This window comes from Zophobihabitans entericus (assembly GCF_011745665.1).
In the GTDB taxonomy this organism is placed as follows: domain Bacteria; phylum Pseudomonadota; class Gammaproteobacteria; order Enterobacterales; family Orbaceae; genus Zophobihabitans; species Zophobihabitans entericus.
On sequence record NZ_CP050253.1, the window covers coordinates 1930798 to 1953342 of the forward strand.

The window sequence follows — 22545 nt, forward strand, 5'->3', positions numbered from 1 at the left end:
CATGGCTGGTCCAAAGTTTTCAATTTTATCGCAAATTTCTATCGCCCATTTGGTCAGCCATATCCATATGATGGCACTGCCAGCACTGATGCCGTTTATGGTTGTCCAGACTGAACTGAGCTTTATTCAGATCGGTCTTGCGATTAGTGTGTTTAATATTGTGTCTGCCTTAATTCAGGCTCCGATGGGCTTTTTTGTCGATCATATTGGCGCTAAGCGGGTATTAATTGGCGCTCTTATCTTTGGTGGATGTTCGTTTATCTCAATTGGTTTAATTGATCACTATTACTGGCTGATTATTGCTATGGGACTGGCAGGGGTTGCCAATTCCGTCTACCATCCGGCGGATTATGCCATTTTATCCCAAAATATTGTAGAAAATCGTATGGGAAGAGCGTTTTCCATCCATACGTTCTGTGGCTTTTTAGGTACAGCTATTACTCCAGTATTATTACTCGCTATCGCAGCCTTTAGCGGTATTGCGTCTGCGTTTATTGTTACCGGGCTGATTGGGATTGTGTCAGCATTAGTCTTAATTCCACCCGCTAAAGAACAGGCAGTGGCTCGTCAGGTTGAAGCTAAACCGGTGGCAAAAAAACTGAATGTACGCAAAAGAGATTTGCTTACTCCATCCATTTTATTGATGTTGATGTTGTTTTTATTAACCAGCTTAAGTGGTGGGGCGATTCAAAACTTTTCAGTTTCTGCCTTTATTACCGGCTATGGCTTACCATTAACTGAAGCGAATATTGCATTAACCACGTTTTTATTTGCCAATGCTGCAGGTGTTTTAATTGGTGGACAACTAGCTGATTACACTCAGCGTCATGGCATGATAGCTGCAATGGCCTTGATATTTACTGCGATACTGGCGATGTTTATTGTCTATTATGATTTTTCTTCAATGACACTTCTGATCATTATGGGCTTGATGGGATGCGGTTCTGGTATCATTGCACCATCACGAGATATGCTGGTACGTGCTGCTGCCCCCGTTGGTGCTGAAGGGCGAGTATTTGGTATTGTTTCCACTGGCTTTAATATTGGGGGGACGATAGGCCCATTACTCTTTGCCTGGATTCTTGATCAGGGGCACCCAAGAGGTATTTTCTTGTGTGCCGCACTATTTATGGTGATGACATCAGCGATTGCAATTTATCAGGAGCTTTATGGAACGAAAAGAGCCCCAGTTGCTGCTGTTAGCTCTTAAGACTTCACCAGATACATAATCGCAGTAACAACGCTTAAAACCATAAGTACAATGCCAAAATATTGCATTGGGATCCAGTAAAAACGATGTTTATTATGTGGAGTCAAGCGATATTGTGGTTTGGTTTGGACCATTGAATCTTCTTGTGGGATCAATTCTTTATGCGTATTCCATTTTTTACCCAGAAAATAGATGATAATTCCTGATAATAAAAAGCTGGCAGCTATCCACATCAAAGACGTATCAGAAGAGAAAAAAGGAATTAATACCATAGCACTCACAACAACTACTAACGGGATCACTAACCCCCGACCTGACCAAGAAATGAACATATATATTTCCTAATTTTTATTTTTATATTGATTTATAGCCCGGCTATTCTATGCTCTAAATTAGAGATTAATCAAATAAATTAGAAGAATATTATCAGTTATCAATGTTTCTAATTAATGATATTTGTACTGATTTTTGGAACCTATATTTCACGGTATCAAATCATAGCCCTTATGATATAATTTCGCTCATTACTCAGAAATAACGAGAAGTCATTATGTGGTGTTTTATTTATCGAAGTACGAAAAAAATGGGTAGCTACTTGTATATTGAAAAAGAGAATGATTTTTCTCCGGTACCGGAAGAGCTCATGAAACTATTTGGTAAACCGGTTTTTGCGATGAAGTTATACTTAGACGATGCGCGTAAACTTGCCGCGGCAACACCACAAGAAATTAAGCAAAAAATGGCTGAACAAGGTTATTTTTTACAGATGTTAAGAGAAGACGATTTTAAAATTTAGCAGGTCAAGTATGAAACAATATACGAAATTATTTTTATCACTAGCCATTAGCGCAGTATTAATTAGTTGTTCTGATAATCAGCTAAGAGCAGAATCAACCAAAGATGAAATTATTTATACTGACTCGCGTGATGCTGAGCACTTCCCGCAATATGTTGAAGAACTTAAACAATATGCACGTTTAAATGGTATCGATGAAGAGACGATTAAGATCGCTTTTACTGATGTTTATCATATCGATCGGGTGATTACCGCTGACAGAAATCAGCCGGAAAAGAAAAGTGATCTTAATGAATATTTAACACGAGTGTTATCTGAAAATCGTTTAAAAACAACACAGCAAAAATATACTGAATTCCGTTCTGATTTAGCAACAGCAACAGAGCAGACAGGTGTTCCGGGCAATTATATTGTTTCACTCTGGGGCATTGAAAGTGGCTTTGGCCGTTATCAGGGTAATGAAGACGTGATTTCAGCCGTATCGACACTGGCTTTTGAAGGACGACGAGAGAAGTTTTTTGGACGTGAATTACTGGCGGCCTTAACTGTCCTGGAACGTGGATATATCACTAAAGATAAACTTAAAGGTTCCTGGGCGGGAGCGATGGGGCAGTCTCAGTTTATGCCATCGTCTTTACTGGCTTACGGTAAAGATGGTGATAATGATGGTGTGATTGATATCTGGAATAATCAACACGATGTTTTTGCCTCAATTGGTAATTATCTGGCAACAGTTGGGTGGAATGCTCAGGATCGCTGGGGTAATAAAGTCAATCTGCCAAAGAACTTTGATATCAGTTTGACCGGGCTTGATAACAATAAAGCTAAAACGATTGCTCAGTGGCAAAAACTGGGGGTGGTGATCACTGATGGTAAGCTGACACCAGCAAAAGAAACTAATGCCTGGGTTATTCTGCCTGATGACGAGCCCGCTAAGGCCTATCTGGTTTATAATAACTTCAAAACGTTAATGAACTGGAATCGTTCATATTACTTTGCATTAAGTGTGGGATTATTGGCAGATAGTCTGGATACTAAAACTACCGGTTCAACAAAATAGTCATTGAGAATAGAGAGATGAGTCAAAATCGTTTTTGGGAAACGAAAACCCTTGATGAAATGAGTGATGCAGAATGGGAACAGCTATGTGATGGTTGTGGTCAGTGCTGCCTGAATAAACTCATGGATGATGATACTGATGAAATTCTCTACACTAATGTGGCGTGTGATCAGCTAGATAGTCAGACCTGCCAGTGCAGGGACTATGAGAACCGATTTAAACTTGAGCCTGATTGTATTAAGTTAACCAGAGAGAGTGTGCTCACTATCCCTTGGCTACCTAAAACTTGTGCTTATGTGTTGATTGAAAACAAGCTACCGCTTGCCAGCTGGCATCCGCTTATTGCTGGCGATAAAACTAAGATGCATAAGAAGCGTATCTCGATTCGTAACCGTGTGGTGTATGAACGAGATGTGATTCACTGGGAAGATCATATTCTTTAATTATTCCTTTAAATTAATTTCTTCAATAAAATCAAAGGGTTATATTTTTATTTAACTCTTTGATTTTATTACTTTTTTACTGCTATTTTACTTCTTTACCCATCGCTTGTAGATCTGCATGATAGGATGAACGAACAAAAGGCCCACAAGCGGCGTGAGTAAAGCCCATATTAAGTGCCACTTGTTTTAATTCATCAAATTCTTGCGGAGAGACATAACGATGTAATGGGTGATGATGTTTGCTTGGTTGCAGATATTGCCCCAAAGTCAGCATAGTCACGCCATGAGTTCTTAAATCCTGCATAACTTTAATCAGCTCTTCATTGGTTTCACCAAGACCAACCATTAAACCTGATTTGGTTGGAATTTCCGGGTGGCGCTGTTTAAATTCAGCCAGTAAATCTAAAGAACCCTGATAACTTGCCCCTAAGCGAATCTCTTTATATAAACGGGGAACATTTTCCAGGTTGTGATTGAAAACATCAGGTGGTGTCTTGGTAAGTATGTCTAAAGCAATATCCATACGACCACGGAAATCCGGTACCAACGTTTCAATTTTAATCTCTGGATTTAGGGCGCGAATCTCTCTGATACTCTCAGCAAAATGTTGTGCTCCACCATCTTTAAGATCATCACGATCAACAGAAGTGATAACGATATAACGCAGCTTCATCTCCTGAATCATCTTAGCTAGTTTTGCGGGCTCGTGAGCATCAGGCGGTAAAGGCCGGCCATGTGCGACGTCACAAAATGAACAGCGGCGTGTACAGATATCACCTAAAATCATAAACGTTGCTGTACCGTGATGGAAACATTCAGACAGGTTAGGGCAGGCAGCTTCTTCACAAACTGAATGCAGGCCATGTTTACGCATTGTATCTTTGATATGTTGAATCTTTTCTGATGTTGCTGGGAGCTTAATTCTCATCCAGTCTGGTTTTTTCAGAGGTAAGTTATCTAAAGAAACAGTTGGAATCAGGCGAACTTTGTCTGCATCGCGGTATTTCGTACTTCGATTAACTGTTTGAGTTTCTACGCTATTATTCATTGTGTTACCACTTATCCGTATTGAGTGTTGTATTCGTAGTGAACATTGTCATAATGCAAAAGCTGAGTAAAAGTATTGACCATCTGCTGACAGACCTGTTGTTGGTCGATATCAGGAATATAGTCATGTAGTTGTGTCATTTGTAATCCTTGATAACCACAAGGATTGATATCATTAAAAGGTGATAAATCCATTTTTATGTTGAGGGCCAGTCCGTGTAAGGTGCAGCCTTTTTTAACATGTAAACCTAAAGAGGCAATTTTTTTGTGATCAATATACACACCGGGAGCACCGGGTTTGGTATAAGAATCTAAATGATATCTGCTTAGAGTTTGAGTGACGCTTTGCTCCAGAGCATCAACCAGTGTGCGAATATTCAACTCTGCTCGTCTTAAATCAATCATAACATACATAATCTGTTGGCCCGGACTATGGTAAGTCACTTGCCCACCGCGATCTGTGTGTACGATAGGAATATGGCTGGTTCGTAGGATATGTTCCGCTTTACCCGTTCTGCCTTGTGTAAAGGTGGGAAAGTGTTCGACTAACCAGATTTCATCCTGGGTATTTTGTGTTCGGGACGTCGTAAAGTTATGCATAGCCTGATAGGTATCGAGGTATGAAGTCAAACCAAGTTGTCGGATTTGCATCGATTTTTCGGTCATTGTACCTCTCATCCATGAAGTGCTGTCAATTGGTCAAGATTCTAACATTGAATAATTATTTATGTGAGTATAAAAAATAACTGTGATGTTATGCGTAACTTCAATTTATTCTTTTTAAAACCATTGAAAATTGAGATAAATCAAAAGGTACGGTTAATCCCCTAAATTAACTAGGGTATTAAATCAGGATAACGAATTAATTTAATAGGAAAAATCATAAGTTTTATGCTGGTCACTTGTTGATAGCTTTGATAATTTATTGCACAGCTTGATATTATTGGATAAGGGTATATATTTATGCGGTACAGTGCTGTATATTTATATTGTGCAACATCAAATATTTATACTCTTCCTGTCTTTAACTAAAGAGGCCACTACATGTCTGATATTTTAACAAATGATATCGATCCCATTGAAACAAAGGACTGGTTACAAAGCATCGAATCAGTGATCCGCGAAGAAGGTACAGAAAGAGCTCAATACATCATTGAGCAAATTATCAATCAAGCAAGACAAGGCGGCGTACCGCTACTGTTTGGTTCTTCAACAAGTAACTATATCAACACGATTCCAAAGGAAGAAGAGCCTGAATATCCTGGGGATTGGGAACTTGAGCGTCGCATTCGTTCTATCGTGCGTTGGAATGCGTTAATGATGGTACTTAGAGCGTCTAAAAAGGATTTAGACCTTGGTGGTCATATGGCATCATTCCAGTCTGCAGCAACATTTTATGAAGTGGGTTTTAACCATTTCTTCCGTGCTCGTAACGAGAAAGATGGCGGTGACTTAGTTTACTTCCAGGGGCATATTTCTCCGGGTGTTTATTCCCGCGCATTTATCGAAGGTCGTTTAACCGAAGCACAACTGGACAATTTCCGTCAGGAAGTCGATGGTAAAGGATTATCTTCTTATCCACATCCAAAATTAATGCCTGAATTCTGGCAGTTCCCAACAGTATCAATGGGTCTTGGGCCAATCAGTGCAATCTATCAAGCTCGTTTCTTAAAATACTTGCATAACCGTGGACTGAAAGATACATCAGAACAAACTGTATATGCGTTCCTTGGTGATGGCGAGATGGACGAGCCGGAATCAAAAGGTGCAATTACCGTTGCAACGCGTGAGAAGTTAGATAACTTAGTTTTTGTTATCAACTGTAACTTACAACGTCTGGATGGTCCGGTAACAGGTAATGGTAAAATCATCAATGAACTTGAAGGTATTTTTGCAGGTGCTGGCTGGCAGGTAATTAAAGTTATCTGGGGTGATCGTTGGGATAAATTACTGCAAAAAGACAAATCAGGTAAATTGATTCGTCTGATGAACGAAACATTAGATGGTGATTACCAAACATTTAAATCAAGAGATGGTGCTTATGTTCGTGAGCATTTCTTTGGTAAATATCCGGAAACCGCTGAACTGGTTAAAGATATGTCTGATGATGAGATCTTCCGCCTAAATCGTGGTGGTCAGGATCCGGCTAAGATGTTTACTGCTTTCCAAAAAGCGAAAGATACTAAAGGTTGTCCTACAGTGATTCTTGCACATACCATTAAAGGTTATGGTATGGGTGATGCAGCAGAAGGTAAAAATATCGCTCACCAGGTGAAGAAAATGAATATGGACAACGTGCGTCATGTTCGTGATTTCTTCAATATTCCGGTAACTGATGATGCGCTTGAAAAACTACCATATATCAAGTTTGAAGAGCATACACCTGAGTACAAATATTTACATGAACGTCGTCAAGCGTTAAAAGGTTATGTACCAAGTCGTTTACCGAACTTTACTCAACCGCTTTCAATTCCGCCATTAAGTGAATTCAGTTCATTACTTGAAGCACAATCTAAAGATATTTCAACCACGATCGGTTTTGTGCGTGCGTTAAATATCATGCTGAAAGATAAAGAACTTGCTCCACGCTTAGTGCCAATCTTAGCCGATGAAGCTCGTACATTTGGTATGGAAGGTCTGTTCCGTCAAATTGGTATTTATAATCCTCATGGTCAGCAATATATCCCTCAGGATAAAGAGCAAGTTGCTTATTACCGTGAAGACGAAAAAGGTCAAATTCTGCAAGAAGGTATCAATGAAATGGGTGCTGGTGCGTCATGGCTTGCAGCTGCAACGTCATACAGCACAAATGACTGCCCGATGATTCCTTTCTATGTTTACTACTCAATGTTTGGTTTCCAACGTATTGGCGATTTACTGTGGGCTGCGGGCGACCAACAAGCGCGCGGTTTCTTAATCGGTGGTACTTCTGGTCGTACAACACTGAATGGTGAAGGTTTACAACATGAAGATGGTCATAGCCATATTCAATCATTAACCATTCCTAACTGTATCTCTTATGATCCAGCTTATGTGTATGAAGTCGCGGTTATCATGCAAGATGGTTTACGTCGCATGTATGGTGATCAAGAGAATATTTACTACTACATTACTACCCTAAATGAAAACTATGCTCAACCGGCAATGCCAGAGGGTGCAGAAGAGGGTATTCGTAAAGGTATTTATAAACTTGATACTGTTAAAGGGCAGGATGGTAAACCAGCTATTCAGTTACTTGGTTCGGGTTCAATTCTACGCCACGTTCGCGATGCGGCAGATATCCTTGCCCGCGAGTATGGTATTACTTCTGATGTGTATAGTGTGACCTCATTCACTGAGGTAGCACGTGAAGGTCAGGATTGTGAACGCTGGAATATGTTAAATCCAACTGAAACACCAAAAGTACCTTACATTGCACAAGTTATGAATAAAGCACCTGCGATTGTTTCAACAGATTATATGAAACTATTAGCAGAGCAAGTTCGTGCTTATGTTCCGGCTGAAAGTTATAAAGTACTTGGTACAGACGGCTTTGGTCGTTCAGATAGTCGTGAGAACTTACGCCACCACTTCGAAGTTGATGCGTCATATGTTGTGGTTGCAGCACTGAGTGAATTGGCAAAACGTGGTGATATTAACGTATCTGTTGTGACTGATGCGATGAAGAAATTTAATATCGATCCAAACAAAGTTAACCCACGAATTGCTTAAGAGGTAAAGTTATGAGTATGGAAATTAAACTGCCTGATATCGGTTCGGATGAAGTTGAAGTTACCGAAATTCTGGTTAAAGTTGGCGATAAAGTCGAAGTTGATCAGTCGTTACTTTCTGTTGAAGGCGATAAAGCATCAATGGAAATCCCAGCATCTGTCGCGGGTGTTGTGAAATCAATTACAGTTGCTGTTGGTGATAAAGTTCAGACTGGTTCAAGCATTATGGTGTTTGATGTTGAAGGTACAGCTACGGCAGCGCCAGCTCCGGCACCAAAAGCTGAAGCTGCACCTGCTCCAGCCGCGGCTCCTGCTGCAGGTGGAACAACGACGCAAGATGTTGCTGTTCCGGACATTGGTCCAGATGAAGTTGAAGTAACAGAAGTTCTGGTTAAGGTTGGCGATAAAGTTGACGTTGATCAGTCACTACTGACTGTTGAAGGTGATAAAGCTTCAATGGAGATCCCGGCATCGGTTGCTGGTGTAGTGAAATCAATCAGTATCGCTGTTGGTGATAAAGTTAAAACTGGTTCTAAAGTGATGGTCTTTGAAGTGGCAGCTAGTGGCTCCGCTCCAGTGGCAGCACCGGCTCCTGCCGCTGCGCCTGAAGCACCAAAAGCAGCTGCTCCAGCCCCGGCAGCAACGCCAGCACCAGCTAAGTCATCAGGTAATGAATTTGTTGAAAATGATGCTTACGCCCATGCAACGCCATCAGTACGCCGTTTAGCACGTGAGTTTGGTGTTAACTTAGCTAAAGTTGCGGCAACAGGTGCGAAAAAACGCATCCTGCGCGAAGACTTACAAGCTTATGTGAAAAATGCAGTTAAACAAGTTGAATCAGGTTCGTCATCAGCGGGTGGTTCTTTACCTGGTTTATTACCATGGCCAAAAGTAGATTTCAGTAAATTTGGTCCAGTTGAAGAACTTGAACTGACTAAGATCCAAAAAATCTCAGGTGCGAATTTACATCGTAACTGGGTTATGATTCCTCATGTAACTCATTTTGATGAAACAGATATCACTGAACTTGAAGCATTCCGTAAGCAACAAAATGCAGAAGCAGAGAAGAAGAAACTTAATTTGAAAATTACGCCACTTGTTTTCATTATGAAAGCAGTAGCGAGTGCGCTTGAAGCCTACCCACGTGTGAACAGCTCGATTTCTGAAGATGGACAAAAATTGACGCTTAAGAAATATGTCAATATTGGTGTTGCGGTTGATACACCAAATGGTTTAGTTGTTCCTGTGATTAAAGATGTGAACAAGAAGGGTATTATTGCTCTTTCTAATGAACTTTCAGAAATTTCTAAGAAAGCACGTGACGGTAAATTGACGGGTGCTGATATGCAAGGTGGTTGTTTCACTATCTCTAGCCTTGGTGGTATTGGTACAACTTCATTTACACCGATTGTGAATGCACCAGAAGTAGCAATTTTAGGTGTTTCTCGTTCAGCGATGAAACCTGTCTGGAATGGTCAGACATTTGAACCTAAATTAATGCTTCCTCTATCATTATCATTTGATCACCGTGTGATTGATGGTGCTGATGGTGCGCGTTTCTTAAGTCACATTACATCAGTTCTTTCTGATGTTCGTCGTTTAATCATGTAATTTGGAGATAGCGATGAGTACAGAAATTAAAACTCAGGTTGTTGTTCTTGGTGCAGGTCCGGCTGGTTATTCAGCCGCTTTCCGTGCAGCAGATTTAGGTTTAAATGTTGTTCTGGTTGAGCGTTACTCTACCTTAGGTGGTGTGTGTTTAAATGTAGGTTGTATTCCATCTAAAGCCTTATTACATGTGGCCAAAGTTATTGATGAAGCGAAATCATTAACTGCTCATGGTATTGTATTTGGTGAACCAACACTTGATTTAGATAAAGTTCGTGGCTGGAAAGAGAAAGTTATCAACCAACTAACAGGTGGTCTTGGCGGAATGGCTAAGATGCGTAAAGTGACTGTGGTTGAAGGTGAAGGTAAGTTTGTCAGCGCTAATACTATTGAAGTGAAAACTAAAGACGGTATTACGAATGTTAACTTTGATAATGCAATTATTGCTGCTGGTTCTCGTCCGGTTAAATTACCATTTATTCCACATGATGATCCGCGCGTTTGGGATTCGACAGATGCACTTGCTCTGCGTGAAGTACCAAAACGCCTACTATTAATGGGTGGTGGTATTATCGGTCTGGAAATGGGGACGGTATACCATGCTCTGGGTTCAGAAGTTGATGTCGTGGAAATGTTTGATCAGGTTATTCCTCCTGCTGATAAAGATGTAGTGAAAGTCTTTACCAAACAAATCGAAAAGAAATTTAAACTGATTCTTGAAACGAAAGTGACAGCAGTTGAAGCTAAACCTGATGGTATTTATGTTTCAATGGAAGGCGATAAAGCACCTAAAGAGCCACAGCGTTATGATGCGGTATTAGTTGCGATTGGTCGTTCACCAAATGGTAAACTATTAGATGCAGAGAAAGCAGGTGTTAACGTTGATGAGCGTGGTTTTATCAAAGTTGATAAACAAATGCGTACCAATGTGCCAAACATTTATGCAATTGGTGATATTGTTGGTCAACCGATGCTTGCACATAAAGGTGTGCATGAAGGTCACGTTGCTGCAGAAGTTATTGCTGGTAAACAACACTATTTCGATCCAAAAGTGATTCCTTCTATCGCCTATACTGAGCCTGAAGTTGCCTGGGTTGGTGTAACGGAAAAAGAAGCGAAAGCTAAAGGTCTTAACTATGAAACTGCGGTATTCCCGTGGGCTGCTTCTGGTCGAGCGATTGCTTCTGACTGTGCAGAAGGTATGACTAAACTAATCTTTGATAAAGAGACTCACCGTATTTTAGGTGGGGCGATTGTCGGGGTGAATGGTGGTGAGCTACTTGGCGAAATCACCTTAGCTATTGAAATGGGTTGTGATGCAGAGGATATTGCTTTAACTATCCATGCTCACCCAACATTACATGAGTCAATTGGTTTAGCTGCAGAAATCTATGAAGGCTCTGTGACTGATTTACCAAATCCAAAAGCTAAGAAAAAGTAATATACTTATTTCTTACATATATGCAGAAAAGCCATCATAAAGATGGCTTTTTTATTAATAAACATAAAGTTATCGGTAACAAAAGCTAGTTATTCGAACTTTTAATTTAATTTTATTCTATTATAGTGATATTTATTTTATCTATTGATTTTTTGTGTATAATTTAGTCGGGATTTCTTTCTAATTGTATTGAGTTGATTCCTGTTTTCTTATTTGCATGCAAAATTTGAAAATAAACTTTCATTACTAACATTGAGATTTATCCCTGTCCGTTCCCTTGGCTCGATATCTACTCCGATATCGGGTCATTTTTTTATCTTAGAAAAAGTAAAGTTGTAAACTGACAGTTGTCATGATATTTTATTGTCATATGTCTTTTTTGATGGGTGAAGTATGACAAATAAAGTTAAAGAATATCGTAAGACTGCAGAACCAATAGCTTCTTCATACCATTCGGATAAGATTTGGCAATTAGCGGGATTCCCTGCTAGTGGTGGTCTTACTTTAATTCAAGAGTTACAACGTGGTTTATCGGTTGATGTTATTAACCGATTAAATAATGGGTTAAATTTATCCAAAAAATACGTATTAGAGATTACTGGTATTAATGAGCGAAATCTGGCACGTCGTAAAAAAACTGATGATCAAAGACTTAACCCGGAAGAGAGTGAAAGAGTTGCGCGTTTAGTTCGTGTCATGGATATTGCTATTGATCTATTCGATGGTGATAAAGATGCAGCAATTGACTGGTTAAATACACCTGCTATTGCGTTAGGGAACCGTTCTCCTGTAGAGCTACTGGCCACAGAAACAGGTGCTCTTGAAGTATCTAATTTGATCGGACGTCTTGAGCATGGAGTTTTTTCGTGAAACTCTACCGTATTGTGAAGACGGAACATATCGCCTCAGCCTGGTCTGGTTATGGGGCTCAGCAGTTTGGTGGCCGATGGAATCATCCGGGTCGGGCAATGGTATATACTGCCAGTAGTATTTCTTTAGCAATGCTTGAAATTTTGGTTCATCTGCAAAAAAGTCAGTTTATGTCGTCTTATTCTTTATTAAGTATTGAGATCCCTGATAAGAAGTTACTAAATTTGGATAGTGATAAATTAAGCCGTAAATGGAATACTTATCCGGCACTGGATGAAACTATGGACGTTGGTGATAAGTGGCTGGAAGAGGGGAAAAGTGTTGGATTAATTGTACCCTCTGTGATTATTCCACTGGAAAAAAATGTAGTACTCAATCCTGCTCATCCTGATTTTTCAGGTTATATTAAAGAGCAAACAATACAGCTTGTCTCTTTTGATTCGAGACTAATTAAGTAATCTGTTTTAAGTAAAAATTCTTCTCTTTATCTATTAAATTAATAGTTATCTATTTATTCATTAATGGATTATATTTAATCTTATACTGAATGAAATTTACACAATTTAGTATGTAAAGGTTTAGTAAAATAGCATTTTCAGTGCTATTTGTTACTAAATAAAGTTTGATAATGGATTTATTAAATGGTTTCTAATAGACAAGGATGAAATACTTCAATTATCTCTGGCGTTATCAGTAGGATTATGCTGATAGGAGATATAAGTCCTATTGTTCATTCTTGTTCAATGGCTAAAAGGAGGTTTCTATGTTTACGTTCAAAAAAACAATCATCGCATTAAGTTTATCATTACTATTCCCTCTCTCTTTTGCACAAGCAGCAAATGAAGGTGAAATTATTAATCCGGCTCTGGACTCTGCTGTTGTCATTAAAGGTGATAAACCAGTTGTTCCTGAAAAAAGCGAAGCACTATACTTTGTCAGTAAAACTGAAGATGGTAAGTTAAATATCATCTATTCTGACTTCAATAAAACTGACGCGAATCCAAATAATTATGTGATTGAGTTAAAACAAGTTGAGGGCATGTATGTATTCCCAAGATATATGCAAAACCCATTTGTTCCTTATGAAGTTGTAACTCATCGAGGTTATTATCCAAATGTAGTTGATTTAGATAAAGATGCGGTAAAAATTGCTGCAGAAAAAGGCGCGTTTGCTTATCAAATTTCCAGAGTAGAGGAAGTTAACTCTGACGGTGAGAATATCGATATGGATATTTCTCTTTATAATGCTGACGCTCCACTTAGACATATGGGTTCTGTTTATTACACTTATAATGGCCATACTGCACGTAAATTACCTTTGGGTATGATTAAACAAATGAACCCAACCAGTACTTTTTCTTTTGATACGGATGCATCGCTTGGCTATGCTTTAGAATTTGAAGCCGCTAAACAAGCTATTGATCGTGGAGCAAAAGCCTTCTATATCTCTAATATTCAGGAGTCTTCATCAAGTGTTCGCAAAACAGTTGATGTAAATATCTACTAATTTATGTATATAGTGAAAAGGCCATGTTAAGCCATGGCCTTTTTTATTAGTCATTATTTTGTATCTGTGTTCAAAAAATGCCTCTCTTTATCATATCTTGTTTGCTTTCAGTATATAAAATCGATAAGATTTAGCCTCAATAATTGCAGGGTCTGACTATGAGAAAAACATTATTAACCATCGCGTTGTGTGCATTTATCATTTTTACTTCTTTTAGTATGTACATTATGGCGACAGTAAAAAATAAAGATGTACTGAACTATAATATGGTTAATGCCTGTTCTCAGATTATTCAAGAAAAAAGTTCAGCCACAGATTCATGGAATATTTCAGATGTGAAAGTTTCATCGAATGTAACGTGGAGTAAGGATGAGATTAATAAATTCCTTAATCTTGAGCATAAAAATGTCAGTATGGATCAAGATATAGGCTTTAGTGATTTTTATAACACGACAGTATCTTTTAACTTTTCAATTGATAGTATCCAAGATTCTAAGGTAAGCTCTGCACAGTGTGAGATATTAACTTATCTGCAAGGTCGAACTTATAAAGTAGAGCGTTTAGACAGCCTTATGATTAATGAAGCAATATTGATCATGACAAGTGATGAATTAGCTTCTGTAAATAATATTTTTATTGAAGCTCAGGAAAATAACGTAATGAATCAATTTAGAGCTTATTTCAATAAATATTAATGATATAAGGTAAATACTGAAAGACTACAAATTTGTGGTCTTTTCATTACTAGGTGATTAGAGATTTAGCGAATATGAATCTTAACCTTTTAATTAAATTGAGTATTTTAAAGATGTTATTTTAATCTTAATTTAATTACGTATTACTTGACTCATTTACGTTTTTACTGTATATTTAAACAGTAGAAATGCCATTTTTGCGTATATTACAACAATCAGAAGACCGCGAAAGCGGTTTTTTTATGCCTAAAATTTAGTATTTACTTAACCGCCTTTTGGCGGTTTTTTATTGGAGAAAAATATGACAGTAAGACAAAATACAAATAACTTGGTTCCATCGAATAATATGAAAGATTTAAATGATAACACCATTATTCTTGATGAATGGGTAAATAGTGAAAATGATTATACTCAGGATCGTTTTGGTAATACGTTTGAAACACGAAAAAAGGTTTTGGCTGATTTGAGTAGTACAGTAAAAGAAATAAAAGAAGGGACAGGGTTTTTACCAATATCTGGTGGAGAACTATCCGGTAACTTAAATGTACAAGGTAAGTTACTACAAGAGAACGTTGATGTTTTAACAAAAAATGGTGGGGAAATTTCGGGTGATATTAATATTATTAGAAATATGACTATATCAGGTAATACAAATGTGAATGGTAATTTAAAACAAAATGGGGTTAATGTATTTACTGAAGATGGTGGAGTTGTCACTCGTAGAACAAACTTTACAGATAAACTACAGCAGAATAGCCATGATGTGTTGACTTCTGAGTCTTTTCCCCAGCAGTTACTTTATCCAAATGGAACGCCAGAAGCGCCGGATCAGCTTGTTGTTAATAATAGGGTATCTATTCCAAATCCATTGGGTGATTTAAGTAATACAAGAGTACAAGTTGAAATATTAGTTAATGGACAATGGGGAACATATAATAATGTAGTGAGGTCAATTGCTGAGGGCACAGGTTCATCGAGAGGGATAGGAATCAAAATTGAACTTGTTGAAAGCGACATTGTTATTCAGACAGGCACATCAGGATTACTTCAACCGTCAGCGGTGGATGGAAATCCATTTGGCTTAACAGTAGCAATTAATACCGTTCCTTATCGCGTAAGAGTTTTTAAGGTATAAACTAATAAGCCAGTTTTAACTGGCTTTTATAACTATTTCATTCAATTTCTTTGTATATACTACACAATTATCTGGTAGAGATTTATCTACAAATGATAGTGCACCAATGCGAACATTGTCACCAATGACAAATTCACCTCCTAGTATTACACTATTTGCGCCAGCATAAAAATTATTGCCTATTGTTATTTTTATGTGTTGTTCTCTATGCTTCATTCCAATTGTTACACCTTGTAATAATGTTGCGTTATCACCAATCTCAACCTTGTCATTAATAACTATTCCGCGTGTATGTGCAAGATGTAAGTTTTTCCCTATTTTTGCGCCAAGCAATATTTCAGTATTGTATTTCATCAACAGGTCACAGTTAATTGATAACGCAATATTCTTATACTTTTGATTTTCTGTTAAATACATTTCATTAGCCAGTCTCCACCAAAACCAATAAAATTCTTGTCTAGATTTTCGTTTTGACTCTTTAAGCCTGCGTAAAATTCTACGCCATTTAAATGATTTGTTTTTGATAATTTCAGATTGCCAAAATTCTTTTAATTTAGTTGTGTCATGTGTCATTAAAAAAATAAGTATGTGAATATATTTCATAGATACTCCTTTATCGTTTTTTTTATTGTACATAAAAAAGCCCTGATTAACAGGGCTTAATTAATTAAAATTCATTTAATGCTTGAGTTCTAATCATAGGTAAAACATTTTTCCAGTTTGTAGCTTGTTCGCCTTGATTATTCGCAATAATATGCTTGGTTTCCCTCTCAATAATAACTAGTGTCGTTTAGTTCTTCTGTGAGAATATGAATAGTTATATGAGTTTTAATTGTGATCATCGGTTGATGATAAATGACTGTTAAAAGTGACTAATAAGAGAGAGTGATTTTTGGGATATGGCTCGGAAAAATTACCAGTAATTTTCATTTGTGGATAACTGGGAAATGTGAATAAATCTGTTGATATTAAAATATTGGTAGCGGGGAATAATACAACTGGATATTACAAGTTTATTACAAGTGTGATTTTTGATGTTTATTTTGAGCTGTAGATTGTTGATTTTATTGGTATTTGATGGCTGGGGTACGAGGATTCGAACCTCGGAGTGGCGGGATCAAAACCCGCTGCCTTACCGCTTGGCTATACCCCATCAGAGGTAAGAAGTTTAAGATAAAATGGTGCGGGTGGAGAGACTTGAACTCACACGCCTCGCGGCGCCAGAACCTAAATCTGGTGCGTCTACCAATTTCGCCACACCCGCATTCTATCTTACTACTAACTTTTTAATGGTGGCTACGACGGGATTCGAACCTGTGACCCCATCATTATGAGTGATGTGCTCTAACCAACTGAGCTACGTAGCCAACTAATGTCGCAACGTCATAACCAACACTGCGAGGCGCATTATGCTTTTCTTCACGCTAATCGTCAACCCCTTTTTATAAAAAATTTTATCGATTGTTTGAGTTATAAACAATCTGCTGGAAAAAAAGACATGATTTTACCTGCTTTGTCGAGTTTTTAATCAAAAAGATAAAATTTTCAACAAAAATAAAATTAGCCTATTTTAGGGGAATGTTGTTTCCATTGTTCGACCGCTTTTACCCGGCGACGATGTAATTCGGTTTTAATATCTTTATCTTTATATCCATCAGAGATTACGTCTTGTACCGGAACTTGTTTAGCAACAAGATAGACATTACGCAGGTAGTCTGCTTGCGGATAGGGCTGATTTTCCCAGCCTGTGCGCCCTAATGAGTCTGCTTTACTGGATAGGACTAATTGCTCTAAGTTGTGTGGATTACGCCAGACATCTAATGAATCAAGTAAATTAACTAACGTATTACTACGTAGCTGATCAATGGTATGGACGATATCGTGATACTGGCAAATACGTAGCGCAGCATCGCGATAAGAATTAGGGATTTTAAATCGTTCACAAAGATTTTTAATCAAAGGCATTGCCGCAGGACCGTGCCCATGATGATGTGGCCATCTAGATGGTGGAGTCAAACCTTTACCTAAATCATGACACAGAACAGAAAATCGAACTTCCAGTTCATCAGTGAGTAAAGCTGCCTGTTTTAGAGATAACATGGTATGAATACCTGTGTCTATTTCAGGATGCCATTTGGCTGGCGCAGGGACACCATATAAGTTATCTATCTCTGGGAATAATACTTTTAGTCCATGACATTCACGCAGCACTTCAAAATAAATTTGTGGATCTTGAGTACGTAACGCCTTTTCCGTTTCTCGCCAGACACGTTCAGGCGTCAGATGAGATAACTCTCCCTGCTGAACAATTTCTGTCATTAAAGTCATGGTTTCTGGTGCGATAGTGAATCCTAAATGATAAAAACGTGCCGCAAAACGGGCAACTCGTAGAACTCTTAAGGGATCTTCACGAAAAGCGAGGGAGACATGGCGTAGAATTTTAGCGTTTAAATCGGTAACACCATGATAAGGATCGATGATCTTACCCTGAGCATCCTGCGCAATAGCATTAATTGTCAGATCTCGACGGATTAAATCTTGATCTAAAGTGATCTCTGAGCCGAAATCACAAATGAACCCAGTATAGCCTTTGCCTGATTTACGTTCAGTTCTGGCTAAGGCGTATTCTTCACCTGTCCTTGGGTGTAAAAATACCGGGAAGTCCTTACCAACTTGAATATAACCTTGCTGTAATAACTGTTCAGGTGTGCTACCAACTACTACCCAATCTTTTTCTGTAACGGGTAAGTTGAGCAGGGCGTCTCTGACTGCTCCTCCAACAAGGTAGATATCCATTAATTCATCCAGCGATCTTTCTTACGGCGACGAGGCATGATAATTGGTAAAATTAGACCAAGAAGCAGACCACCACCAGCAACAAGTCCACCATATAAGAACCAGGTTAGAATCAAACTTTGACGTTTTTCATCTAAATGATTGTTAAGTGAATCAATTTCTTTTTCAAGTGCGATAACTTGTAATTTTAAATCTTGATTCTCTGTTGTCAGGTTGCTAATTGTTGTTTCTGAGACAGAGACAGCATTTCTTAAGTCAGCAGTGGTATTTAAGTGATTATCACTGGTATTAGCAATTTCTTGTTTTAGCGTTTCAATTTGTTGCTCAAGTTCAGGAATACGAACTTTTAAACTTGGTAGATCGCTTAAAGCACTACTTTCTATCCAGGCGACTCGGCCACGTGCATCTCTAATTTGAGTAAATTTACCATCTGCACTGACTTCTAAAACGGTGACTTTCTCACCTGCATTTAAAGTACCAGACAGACCATATTGTACGCTTGGTCCTCTTCTTAAGAATGTAGAGAGATCATCAGACACATATTTTTCTGCTGCTAACACAGTTCCTGCTGTTAGTGTTGAACTAACCAATAAAAGTGTGGTTAAGAGTTTATTTATTTTCATGTTGATTTGATTCTTAAGTGACAATTAAATTGAACAAGATAATAGCATAATTTGTTGATAATAGTAAAAATATCAAAGTATATTCTCTTTTTGTTCTCTACCCGTTATAAATCTGTTATCTTACCGTTATATTTGTTTAATAATTGATGAATATTAATAATGACTAATCAAAAACTTACTCATATTAACCAGCATGGTGAAGCTCATATGGTTGATGTATCGGATAAGCAAATTACGTTCCGTGAGGCCAGAGCTGAAGCATTTATTTCTATGCGGGCAGAGACTTTACAAATGGTTTTAAATAATCAGTTAAAAAAAGGAGATGTACTGGCAACTGCACGTATTGCGGGTATTCAGGCTGCTAAAAAGACCTGGGATTTGATTCCTTTATGTCATCCGCTGTTACTTAGTAAAATAGAAATTATGATTGAACCGGATCTTAATAAGCAACAAATTAGGATTGAGTCGTTATGTAAGTTATCAGGACAAACTGGCGTAGAGATGGAAGCACTGGTCGCTGCATCAACGGCGGCATTAACAATTTATGATATGTGTAAAGCGGTACAAAAAGATATGGTGATTACTCAGATACGTTTATTGACTAAGACCGGTGGTAAATCAGGTGATTTTCGGGCGGATTAACTATGATTAAAGTATTATTTTTTGCTCAGATAAGAGAAATTATTGGTGAAAGTAGTCTGGAATTACAAGCTCAAGGTCAGTCGATCTCCGAATTATTGCGGAATTTAAGCCAGCGTAATAGCCGCTTTGCTTTAGCACTACAAGATAAGAAAGTATTGTGTTCTGTTAATAAAGTATTAGTTGATGAGCTATACATTATTCAGGATGGAGATGAAGTTGCATTTTTTCCTCCGGTAACAGGTGGTTAGAATGAATCGTATCGTTGTTAATTGTGAACCATTTGACGTTAATGAATTGTATCAATGGCTTTCAAGTTGTCCGCAAGATGGAGCGATTGTTACATTTACCGGGAAAGTAAGAAAGCTTGAATCTGAGACGATCAGCCTGTTTCTTGAACACTATGCCGGGATGACAGAAGCCGTTCTTGAGAAGATTATTCAACAGGCCAGAGCACGCTGGAGTTTAAATCGGGTTGTAGTGATTCACCGAATTGGTGAAATTCAGGCTAATGAATCGATCGTATTTGTTGGTGTGAGCAGTGCTCATCGGACTGATTCTTTTGCAGCAGCAGAATTTATTATGGATGTCTTAAAAACAGAAGCCCCATTTTGGAAGCGTGAAAAGACACCAACAGGAGAGAGCTGGGTAGAAGCAAAAAATTCTGACCAGGAATCCTTGAAAAAATGGCAATAGCCCTTATTTTATATGACAGAAGATTAATAAAATTTCTGTAGTACGTTTAACGTTATCATGGCATAATTGCCAATGAAGTTGTTTTTGCATGAGGGGTTTTTTAGATGAACAATTATTCACCTAATGGTTCAATTGTTGAACAAACAGGTAGTAAAATTCAAACATATATGAGCCATGTATATGGTTGGATGAGTGTTGGTTTATTATTAACTGGTTTAGTTGCCTGGTACGCATCAGGTAACTATACGTTGTTAAATATGTTATATAAAGGTATGTGGGTATTATTAATTGCCCAGTTAGGTTTAGTGTTTGTATTATCAGGAATGGTAAACAAATTATCTGGTTCGGTCGCAACCGGCTTATTTATGCTTTACTCTGTTTTAACGGGATTAACCTGTTCAATTTACTTCCTGGTTTATACCGGTGAGTCAATTGCAAGTACGTTCTTTATTACAACAGGTATGTTTGCTGCGTTAAGTATTTTTGGTTATACCACAAAACGTGATTTATCAGGTTTAGGTAGCTTCTTATTTATGGGATTAATCGGGATTGTTCTGGCGTCTCTGGTAAACTTATTCCTGCAAAGTGAGCCACTAATGTGGGCTGTAACTTATATTGGTGTGTTTGTATTTGCTGGTTTAACTGCTTATGATACACAAAAATTAAAGAATATTGGTGAACAATTACCTACTGATGATTCTAACGTATTCCGTCGTTATGTTATCTTAGGTGCATTAACATTATACTTAGACTTTATTAACCTATTTATCATGTTACTTCGTATCCTTGGTAACAGAAGATAATCAGAATTTAAGTAATAAAAAAGCATCCATTTGGATGCTTTTTTTATATCTATCTAATTTGATTAGGCACTAAGTGCTTTACTCGCCTGATCGTCCTGAATTAATTCAATCTTATATCCGTCAGGATCTTCCACAAAGGCGATGATAGTTGTACCACCTTTAACCGGACCTGCTTCACGAGTCACTTTACCGCCTGCTTTTTTGATATTTTCACAAGCGACAGCAACATCTTCAACACCTAGAGCAATATGACCAAAAGCATTACCGTGCTCATATTCTGAAACACCCCAGTTATAGGTTAGTTCGATAACAGAACCATGAGCCTCATCAGTATAACCAACAAAAGCCAGAGAATATTTATATTCAGGATTTTCATCCCGACGTAGCACTCGCATACCAAGTACTTTAGTGTAAAAATCAATAGAGCGGTTTAAATCACCGACTCGAATCATGGTATGCAATGTTCTCATTTCTCTTCCTTATTTTGAATTATTGACTATCTTTAATTTGCTGTTGATTTAACATGTAACGAGGTGAAGCATTAATTTGCTTACCGTTAGTAACTAAACGGACTTCCTGACCAACATAGAATTGATTAGCTGTTGCTTTTTGTACTAAAACGACAGTCCCACCATTTTCCTGTTGGACTTCAAGTTCTACCGCATTCACCTGGCTGACTTCATCTTCAACTGCTCCACCAACAACAGAACCGGCAATAGCACCTGTAGCAATAGCTAATGAACGACCAGAACCACTACCAATAGTATTACCTAAAAATCCACCTAAAATAGCACCACCCAGAGAACCGACAACATTATTGTTTGAACCTGATGTAGCATTAGTTTGTAATTTAACCGGACGGACAGAGGTGACTGTGCCGTAGCTAACGCGTTGTGCTTGTTTGGCCTGATCAGCGGTATAAACGTCACCTGAGTAAATATCACTGTTACGACAGCCTGCGAGTACAGCAACAACAATAGCAAGTGCGACAAATTTTTTCATGATTTTCTATTCCTTATTAAAAACATATCCCTATGTGAAAGACAGCATATTCCTAATTTCTAGTTTATGACAATCTCTTTTTACAATTTTAGCGATAGATGTTAATTTTCCAAGTGTTTTTAAGTATAATTGAGTGAATTATATTAGTCAGGATGGTTAACATGTTAGCATATACACGGAATATATTTATTACCTCACTTACAGCGCTATTTCTATTAACTGCATGTGATAATGATAAACCTCAGTTACAAAATGGGGGTGATTCAGCCTCAATTCAAGTCTCTGTACCCATTTCAACTTCTGAAACTGATGAGGCAGAATTAAATTCTCAAAACGTGGCAGATGAATGTCTTGATATTAATGAAGCAAATTCAACACAGACAGACTCTACAGTGAAGTTAGGTGCTCAGGCCGGCTTTAGTTGTTCACTGGATTAATATTACACATTATAAAAAAGAGAACAG

25 protein-coding genes and 3 tRNA genes are annotated in these 22545 nt (G+C 38.0%); 17 read left to right on the forward strand and 11 right to left on the reverse strand.

Features of this window, described 5'->3' with window-relative positions:
• Position 1: 1 nt before the first annotated feature.
• Positions 2-1210, forward strand: a complete 1209-nt coding sequence (locus tag IPMB12_RS08740; protein ID WP_166916898.1) for an MFS transporter — start codon at positions 2-4, stop codon at positions 1208-1210.
• Here IPMB12_RS08740 and IPMB12_RS08745 read toward each other — a convergent pair.
• Positions 1207-1542: a hypothetical protein gene (locus tag IPMB12_RS08745; protein ID WP_166916900.1), complete on the reverse strand. Its 336-nt coding sequence runs from the start codon at positions 1540-1542 to the stop codon at positions 1207-1209. The two genes, IPMB12_RS08740 and IPMB12_RS08745, sit on opposite strands and share 4 nt — an antisense overlap.
• Before the next feature lie 218 nt (positions 1543-1760).
• Here IPMB12_RS08745 and IPMB12_RS08750 point away from each other — a divergent pair, with 218 nt between their 5' ends.
• Genes IPMB12_RS08750 through IPMB12_RS08760 form a run of 3 tightly spaced genes read left to right on the forward strand, consistent with a single transcriptional unit; the run spans position 1761 to position 3509 of the window.
• Positions 1761-2006 (forward strand): YcgL domain-containing protein, encoded by a 246-nt coding sequence (locus IPMB12_RS08750; RefSeq protein ID WP_166916902.1) that lies wholly within the window; start codon positions 1761-1763, stop codon positions 2004-2006.
• A 10-nt stretch (positions 2007-2016) separates the two neighbouring features.
• A complete protein-coding gene (locus tag IPMB12_RS08755; RefSeq protein WP_166916904.1) occupies positions 2017-3066 on the forward strand; it encodes a lytic murein transglycosylase in 1050 nt (349 codons plus the stop codon).
• Positions 3067-3083: 17 nt separating this feature from the next.
• Complete coding sequence (locus IPMB12_RS08760; protein WP_166916905.1) at positions 3084-3509, forward strand: YcgN family cysteine cluster protein; 426 nt, start codon at positions 3084-3086, stop codon at positions 3507-3509.
• An 82-nt stretch (positions 3510-3591) separates the two neighbouring features.
• On the opposite strand, the gene lipA is transcribed toward IPMB12_RS08760, so the two are convergent.
• The gene (gene lipA, locus IPMB12_RS08765; protein WP_166916906.1) at positions 3592-4557 is read right to left on the reverse strand and encodes a lipoyl synthase; all 966 of its coding nucleotides are present in this window, start codon (positions 4555-4557) and stop codon (positions 3592-3594) included.
• An 11-nt stretch (positions 4558-4568) separates the two neighbouring features.
• The gene (gene lipB, locus IPMB12_RS08770; protein ID WP_166916907.1) at positions 4569-5222 is read right to left on the reverse strand and encodes a lipoyl(octanoyl) transferase LipB; all 654 of its coding nucleotides are present in this window, start codon (positions 5220-5222) and stop codon (positions 4569-4571) included.
• Positions 5223-5600: 378 nt separating this feature from the next.
• Here lipB and aceE point away from each other — a divergent pair, with 378 nt between their 5' ends.
• The 8 genes from aceE (at position 5601) to IPMB12_RS08810 (ending at position 15522) form a co-directional block, all read left to right on the forward strand.
• Positions 5601-8267, forward strand: coding sequence for a pyruvate dehydrogenase (acetyl-transferring), homodimeric type (gene aceE, locus IPMB12_RS08775; RefSeq protein WP_166916908.1), 2667 nt, complete (start codon positions 5601-5603; stop codon positions 8265-8267).
• Between the two features lie 11 nt (positions 8268-8278).
• A complete protein-coding gene (gene aceF, locus IPMB12_RS08780; RefSeq protein WP_166916909.1) occupies positions 8279-9877 on the forward strand; it encodes a pyruvate dehydrogenase complex dihydrolipoyllysine-residue acetyltransferase in 1599 nt (532 codons plus the stop codon).
• 13 nt (positions 9878-9890) lie between these two features.
• Complete coding sequence (lpdA, locus tag IPMB12_RS08785) at positions 9891-11315, forward strand: dihydrolipoyl dehydrogenase (RefSeq protein ID WP_166916910.1); 1425 nt, start codon at positions 9891-9893, stop codon at positions 11313-11315.
• Positions 11316-11708: 393 nt separating this feature from the next.
• Complete coding sequence (parS, locus tag IPMB12_RS08790) at positions 11709-12185, forward strand: type II RES/Xre toxin-antitoxin system antitoxin (protein ID WP_166916911.1); 477 nt, start codon at positions 11709-11711, stop codon at positions 12183-12185.
• Positions 12182-12643 (forward strand): RES family NAD+ phosphorylase, encoded by a 462-nt coding sequence (locus IPMB12_RS08795; protein WP_166916912.1) that lies wholly within the window; start codon positions 12182-12184, stop codon positions 12641-12643. Before parS ends, IPMB12_RS08795 begins: the two co-directional genes overlap by 4 nt.
• A gap of 305 nt (positions 12644-12948) precedes the next feature.
• The gene (locus IPMB12_RS08800) at positions 12949-13692 is read left to right on the forward strand and encodes a DUF1471 domain-containing protein (RefSeq protein ID WP_166916913.1); all 744 of its coding nucleotides are present in this window, start codon (positions 12949-12951) and stop codon (positions 13690-13692) included.
• Between the two features lie 158 nt (positions 13693-13850).
• Complete coding sequence (locus tag IPMB12_RS08805; RefSeq protein WP_166916914.1) at positions 13851-14387, forward strand: hypothetical protein; 537 nt, start codon at positions 13851-13853, stop codon at positions 14385-14387.
• A gap of 301 nt (positions 14388-14688) precedes the next feature.
• A complete protein-coding gene (locus IPMB12_RS08810; RefSeq protein ID WP_166916915.1) occupies positions 14689-15522 on the forward strand; it encodes a hypothetical protein in 834 nt (277 codons plus the stop codon).
• A gap of 15 nt (positions 15523-15537) precedes the next feature.
• On the opposite strand, the gene IPMB12_RS08815 is transcribed toward IPMB12_RS08810, so the two are convergent.
• The 6 genes from IPMB12_RS08815 to IPMB12_RS08840 form a co-directional block, all read right to left on the reverse strand.
• A complete protein-coding gene (locus IPMB12_RS08815) occupies positions 15538-16125 on the reverse strand; it encodes a serine acetyltransferase (protein ID WP_166916916.1) in 588 nt (195 codons plus the stop codon).
• A 475-nt stretch (positions 16126-16600) separates the two neighbouring features.
• Positions 16601-16675, reverse strand: a tRNA-Gln gene (locus tag IPMB12_RS08820).
• A gap of 26 nt (positions 16676-16701) precedes the next feature.
• Positions 16702-16786, reverse strand: a tRNA-Leu gene (locus tag IPMB12_RS08825).
• A gap of 26 nt (positions 16787-16812) precedes the next feature.
• Positions 16813-16889: transfer RNA gene (locus IPMB12_RS08830), tRNA-Met, on the reverse strand.
• Between the two features lie 193 nt (positions 16890-17082).
• Entirely contained in the window at positions 17083-18318 is a 1236-nt protein-coding gene (locus IPMB12_RS08835; protein ID WP_166916917.1) for a multifunctional CCA addition/repair protein, read from the reverse strand.
• Positions 18318-18941, reverse strand: a complete 624-nt coding sequence (locus IPMB12_RS08840) for a TIGR04211 family SH3 domain-containing protein (protein WP_166916918.1) — start codon at positions 18939-18941, stop codon at positions 18318-18320. The genes IPMB12_RS08835 and IPMB12_RS08840 overlap by 1 nt, the downstream gene beginning before the upstream one ends.
• Positions 18942-19100: 159 nt before the next feature.
• Between IPMB12_RS08840 and moaC the strand changes: the two genes are divergently transcribed.
• The 4 genes from moaC to IPMB12_RS08860 all read left to right on the forward strand — a co-directional run bounded on the left by moaC (position 19101) and on the right by IPMB12_RS08860 (position 21079).
• A complete protein-coding gene (gene moaC, locus IPMB12_RS08845) occupies positions 19101-19583 on the forward strand; it encodes a cyclic pyranopterin monophosphate synthase MoaC (RefSeq protein ID WP_166916920.1) in 483 nt (160 codons plus the stop codon).
• A gap of 2 nt (positions 19584-19585) precedes the next feature.
• Positions 19586-19831, forward strand: a complete 246-nt coding sequence (gene moaD, locus IPMB12_RS08850) for a molybdopterin synthase sulfur carrier subunit (RefSeq protein ID WP_166916922.1) — start codon at positions 19586-19588, stop codon at positions 19829-19831.
• A gap of 1 nt (position 19832) precedes the next feature.
• The gene (gene moaE / locus IPMB12_RS08855) at positions 19833-20276 is read left to right on the forward strand and encodes a molybdopterin synthase catalytic subunit MoaE (RefSeq protein ID WP_166916924.1); all 444 of its coding nucleotides are present in this window, start codon (positions 19833-19835) and stop codon (positions 20274-20276) included.
• A 104-nt stretch (positions 20277-20380) separates the two neighbouring features.
• A complete protein-coding gene (locus IPMB12_RS08860; RefSeq protein ID WP_166916926.1) occupies positions 20381-21079 on the forward strand; it encodes a Bax inhibitor-1/YccA family protein in 699 nt (232 codons plus the stop codon).
• Positions 21080-21141: 62 nt separating this feature from the next.
• Here IPMB12_RS08860 and gloA read toward each other — a convergent pair whose 3' ends face one another.
• Together gloA and IPMB12_RS08870 are read right to left on the reverse strand one after the other, a co-directional pair.
• The gene (gloA, locus tag IPMB12_RS08865; RefSeq protein ID WP_166916928.1) at positions 21142-21549 is read right to left on the reverse strand and encodes a lactoylglutathione lyase; all 408 of its coding nucleotides are present in this window, start codon (positions 21547-21549) and stop codon (positions 21142-21144) included.
• A 19-nt stretch (positions 21550-21568) separates the two neighbouring features.
• Complete coding sequence (locus IPMB12_RS08870) at positions 21569-22084, reverse strand: outer membrane lipoprotein (protein ID WP_166917755.1); 516 nt, start codon at positions 22082-22084, stop codon at positions 21569-21571.
• Between the two features lie 158 nt (positions 22085-22242).
• Between IPMB12_RS08870 and IPMB12_RS08875 the strand changes: the two genes are divergently transcribed.
• Positions 22243-22518, forward strand: a complete 276-nt coding sequence (locus tag IPMB12_RS08875; protein ID WP_166916930.1) for a hypothetical protein — start codon at positions 22243-22245, stop codon at positions 22516-22518.
• The last annotated feature ends 27 nt before the right edge of the window (positions 22519-22545 follow it).

What these genes read in the sequence shown, in the direction of transcription:
- moaE (WP_166916924.1), top strand. Translation starts at nt 19,833, where the DNA reads ATGAATCGTATCGTTGTTAATTGTGAACCATTTGACGTTAATGAATTG.
- IPMB12_RS08840 (WP_166916918.1), bottom strand. Translation starts at nt 18,941, where the DNA reads ATGAAAATAAATAAACTCTTAACCACACTTTTATTGGTTAGTTCAACA.
- IPMB12_RS08750 (WP_166916902.1), top strand. Translation starts at nt 1,761, where the DNA reads ATGTGGTGTTTTATTTATCGAAGTACGAAAAAAATGGGTAGCTACTTG.
- IPMB12_RS08810 (WP_166916915.1), top strand. Translation starts at nt 14,689, where the DNA reads ATGACAGTAAGACAAAATACAAATAACTTGGTTCCATCGAATAATATG.
- IPMB12_RS08800 (WP_166916913.1), top strand. Translation starts at nt 12,949, where the DNA reads ATGTTTACGTTCAAAAAAACAATCATCGCATTAAGTTTATCATTACTA.
- lipA (WP_166916906.1), bottom strand. Translation starts at nt 4,557, where the DNA reads ATGAATAATAGCGTAGAAACTCAAACAGTTAATCGAAGTACGAAATAC.
- IPMB12_RS08805 (WP_166916914.1), top strand. Translation starts at nt 13,851, where the DNA reads ATGAGAAAAACATTATTAACCATCGCGTTGTGTGCATTTATCATTTTT.
- moaD (WP_166916922.1), top strand. Translation starts at nt 19,586, where the DNA reads ATGATTAAAGTATTATTTTTTGCTCAGATAAGAGAAATTATTGGTGAA.
- IPMB12_RS08815 (WP_166916916.1), bottom strand. Translation starts at nt 16,125, where the DNA reads ATGAAATATATTCACATACTTATTTTTTTAATGACACATGACACAACT.
- IPMB12_RS08745 (WP_166916900.1), bottom strand. Translation starts at nt 1,542, where the DNA reads ATGTTCATTTCTTGGTCAGGTCGGGGGTTAGTGATCCCGTTAGTAGTT.
- gloA (WP_166916928.1), bottom strand. Translation starts at nt 21,549, where the DNA reads ATGAGAACATTGCATACCATGATTCGAGTCGGTGATTTAAACCGCTCT.
- moaC (WP_166916920.1), top strand. Translation starts at nt 19,101, where the DNA reads ATGACTAATCAAAAACTTACTCATATTAACCAGCATGGTGAAGCTCAT.
- aceE (WP_166916908.1), top strand. Translation starts at nt 5,601, where the DNA reads ATGTCTGATATTTTAACAAATGATATCGATCCCATTGAAACAAAGGAC.
- lipB (WP_166916907.1), bottom strand. Translation starts at nt 5,222, where the DNA reads ATGACCGAAAAATCGATGCAAATCCGACAACTTGGTTTGACTTCATAC.
- IPMB12_RS08755 (WP_166916904.1), top strand. Translation starts at nt 2,017, where the DNA reads ATGAAACAATATACGAAATTATTTTTATCACTAGCCATTAGCGCAGTA.
- IPMB12_RS08835 (WP_166916917.1), bottom strand. Translation starts at nt 18,318, where the DNA reads ATGGATATCTACCTTGTTGGAGGAGCAGTCAGAGACGCCCTGCTCAAC.
- IPMB12_RS08875 (WP_166916930.1), top strand. Translation starts at nt 22,243, where the DNA reads ATGTTAGCATATACACGGAATATATTTATTACCTCACTTACAGCGCTA.
- parS (WP_166916911.1), top strand. Translation starts at nt 11,709, where the DNA reads ATGACAAATAAAGTTAAAGAATATCGTAAGACTGCAGAACCAATAGCT.
- aceF (WP_166916909.1), top strand. Translation starts at nt 8,279, where the DNA reads ATGAGTATGGAAATTAAACTGCCTGATATCGGTTCGGATGAAGTTGAA.
- lpdA (WP_166916910.1), top strand. Translation starts at nt 9,891, where the DNA reads ATGAGTACAGAAATTAAAACTCAGGTTGTTGTTCTTGGTGCAGGTCCG.
- IPMB12_RS08760 (WP_166916905.1), top strand. Translation starts at nt 3,084, where the DNA reads ATGAGTCAAAATCGTTTTTGGGAAACGAAAACCCTTGATGAAATGAGT.
- IPMB12_RS08860 (WP_166916926.1), top strand. Translation starts at nt 20,381, where the DNA reads ATGAACAATTATTCACCTAATGGTTCAATTGTTGAACAAACAGGTAGT.
- IPMB12_RS08740 (WP_166916898.1), top strand. Translation starts at nt 2, where the DNA reads ATGGCTGGTCCAAAGTTTTCAATTTTATCGCAAATTTCTATCGCCCAT.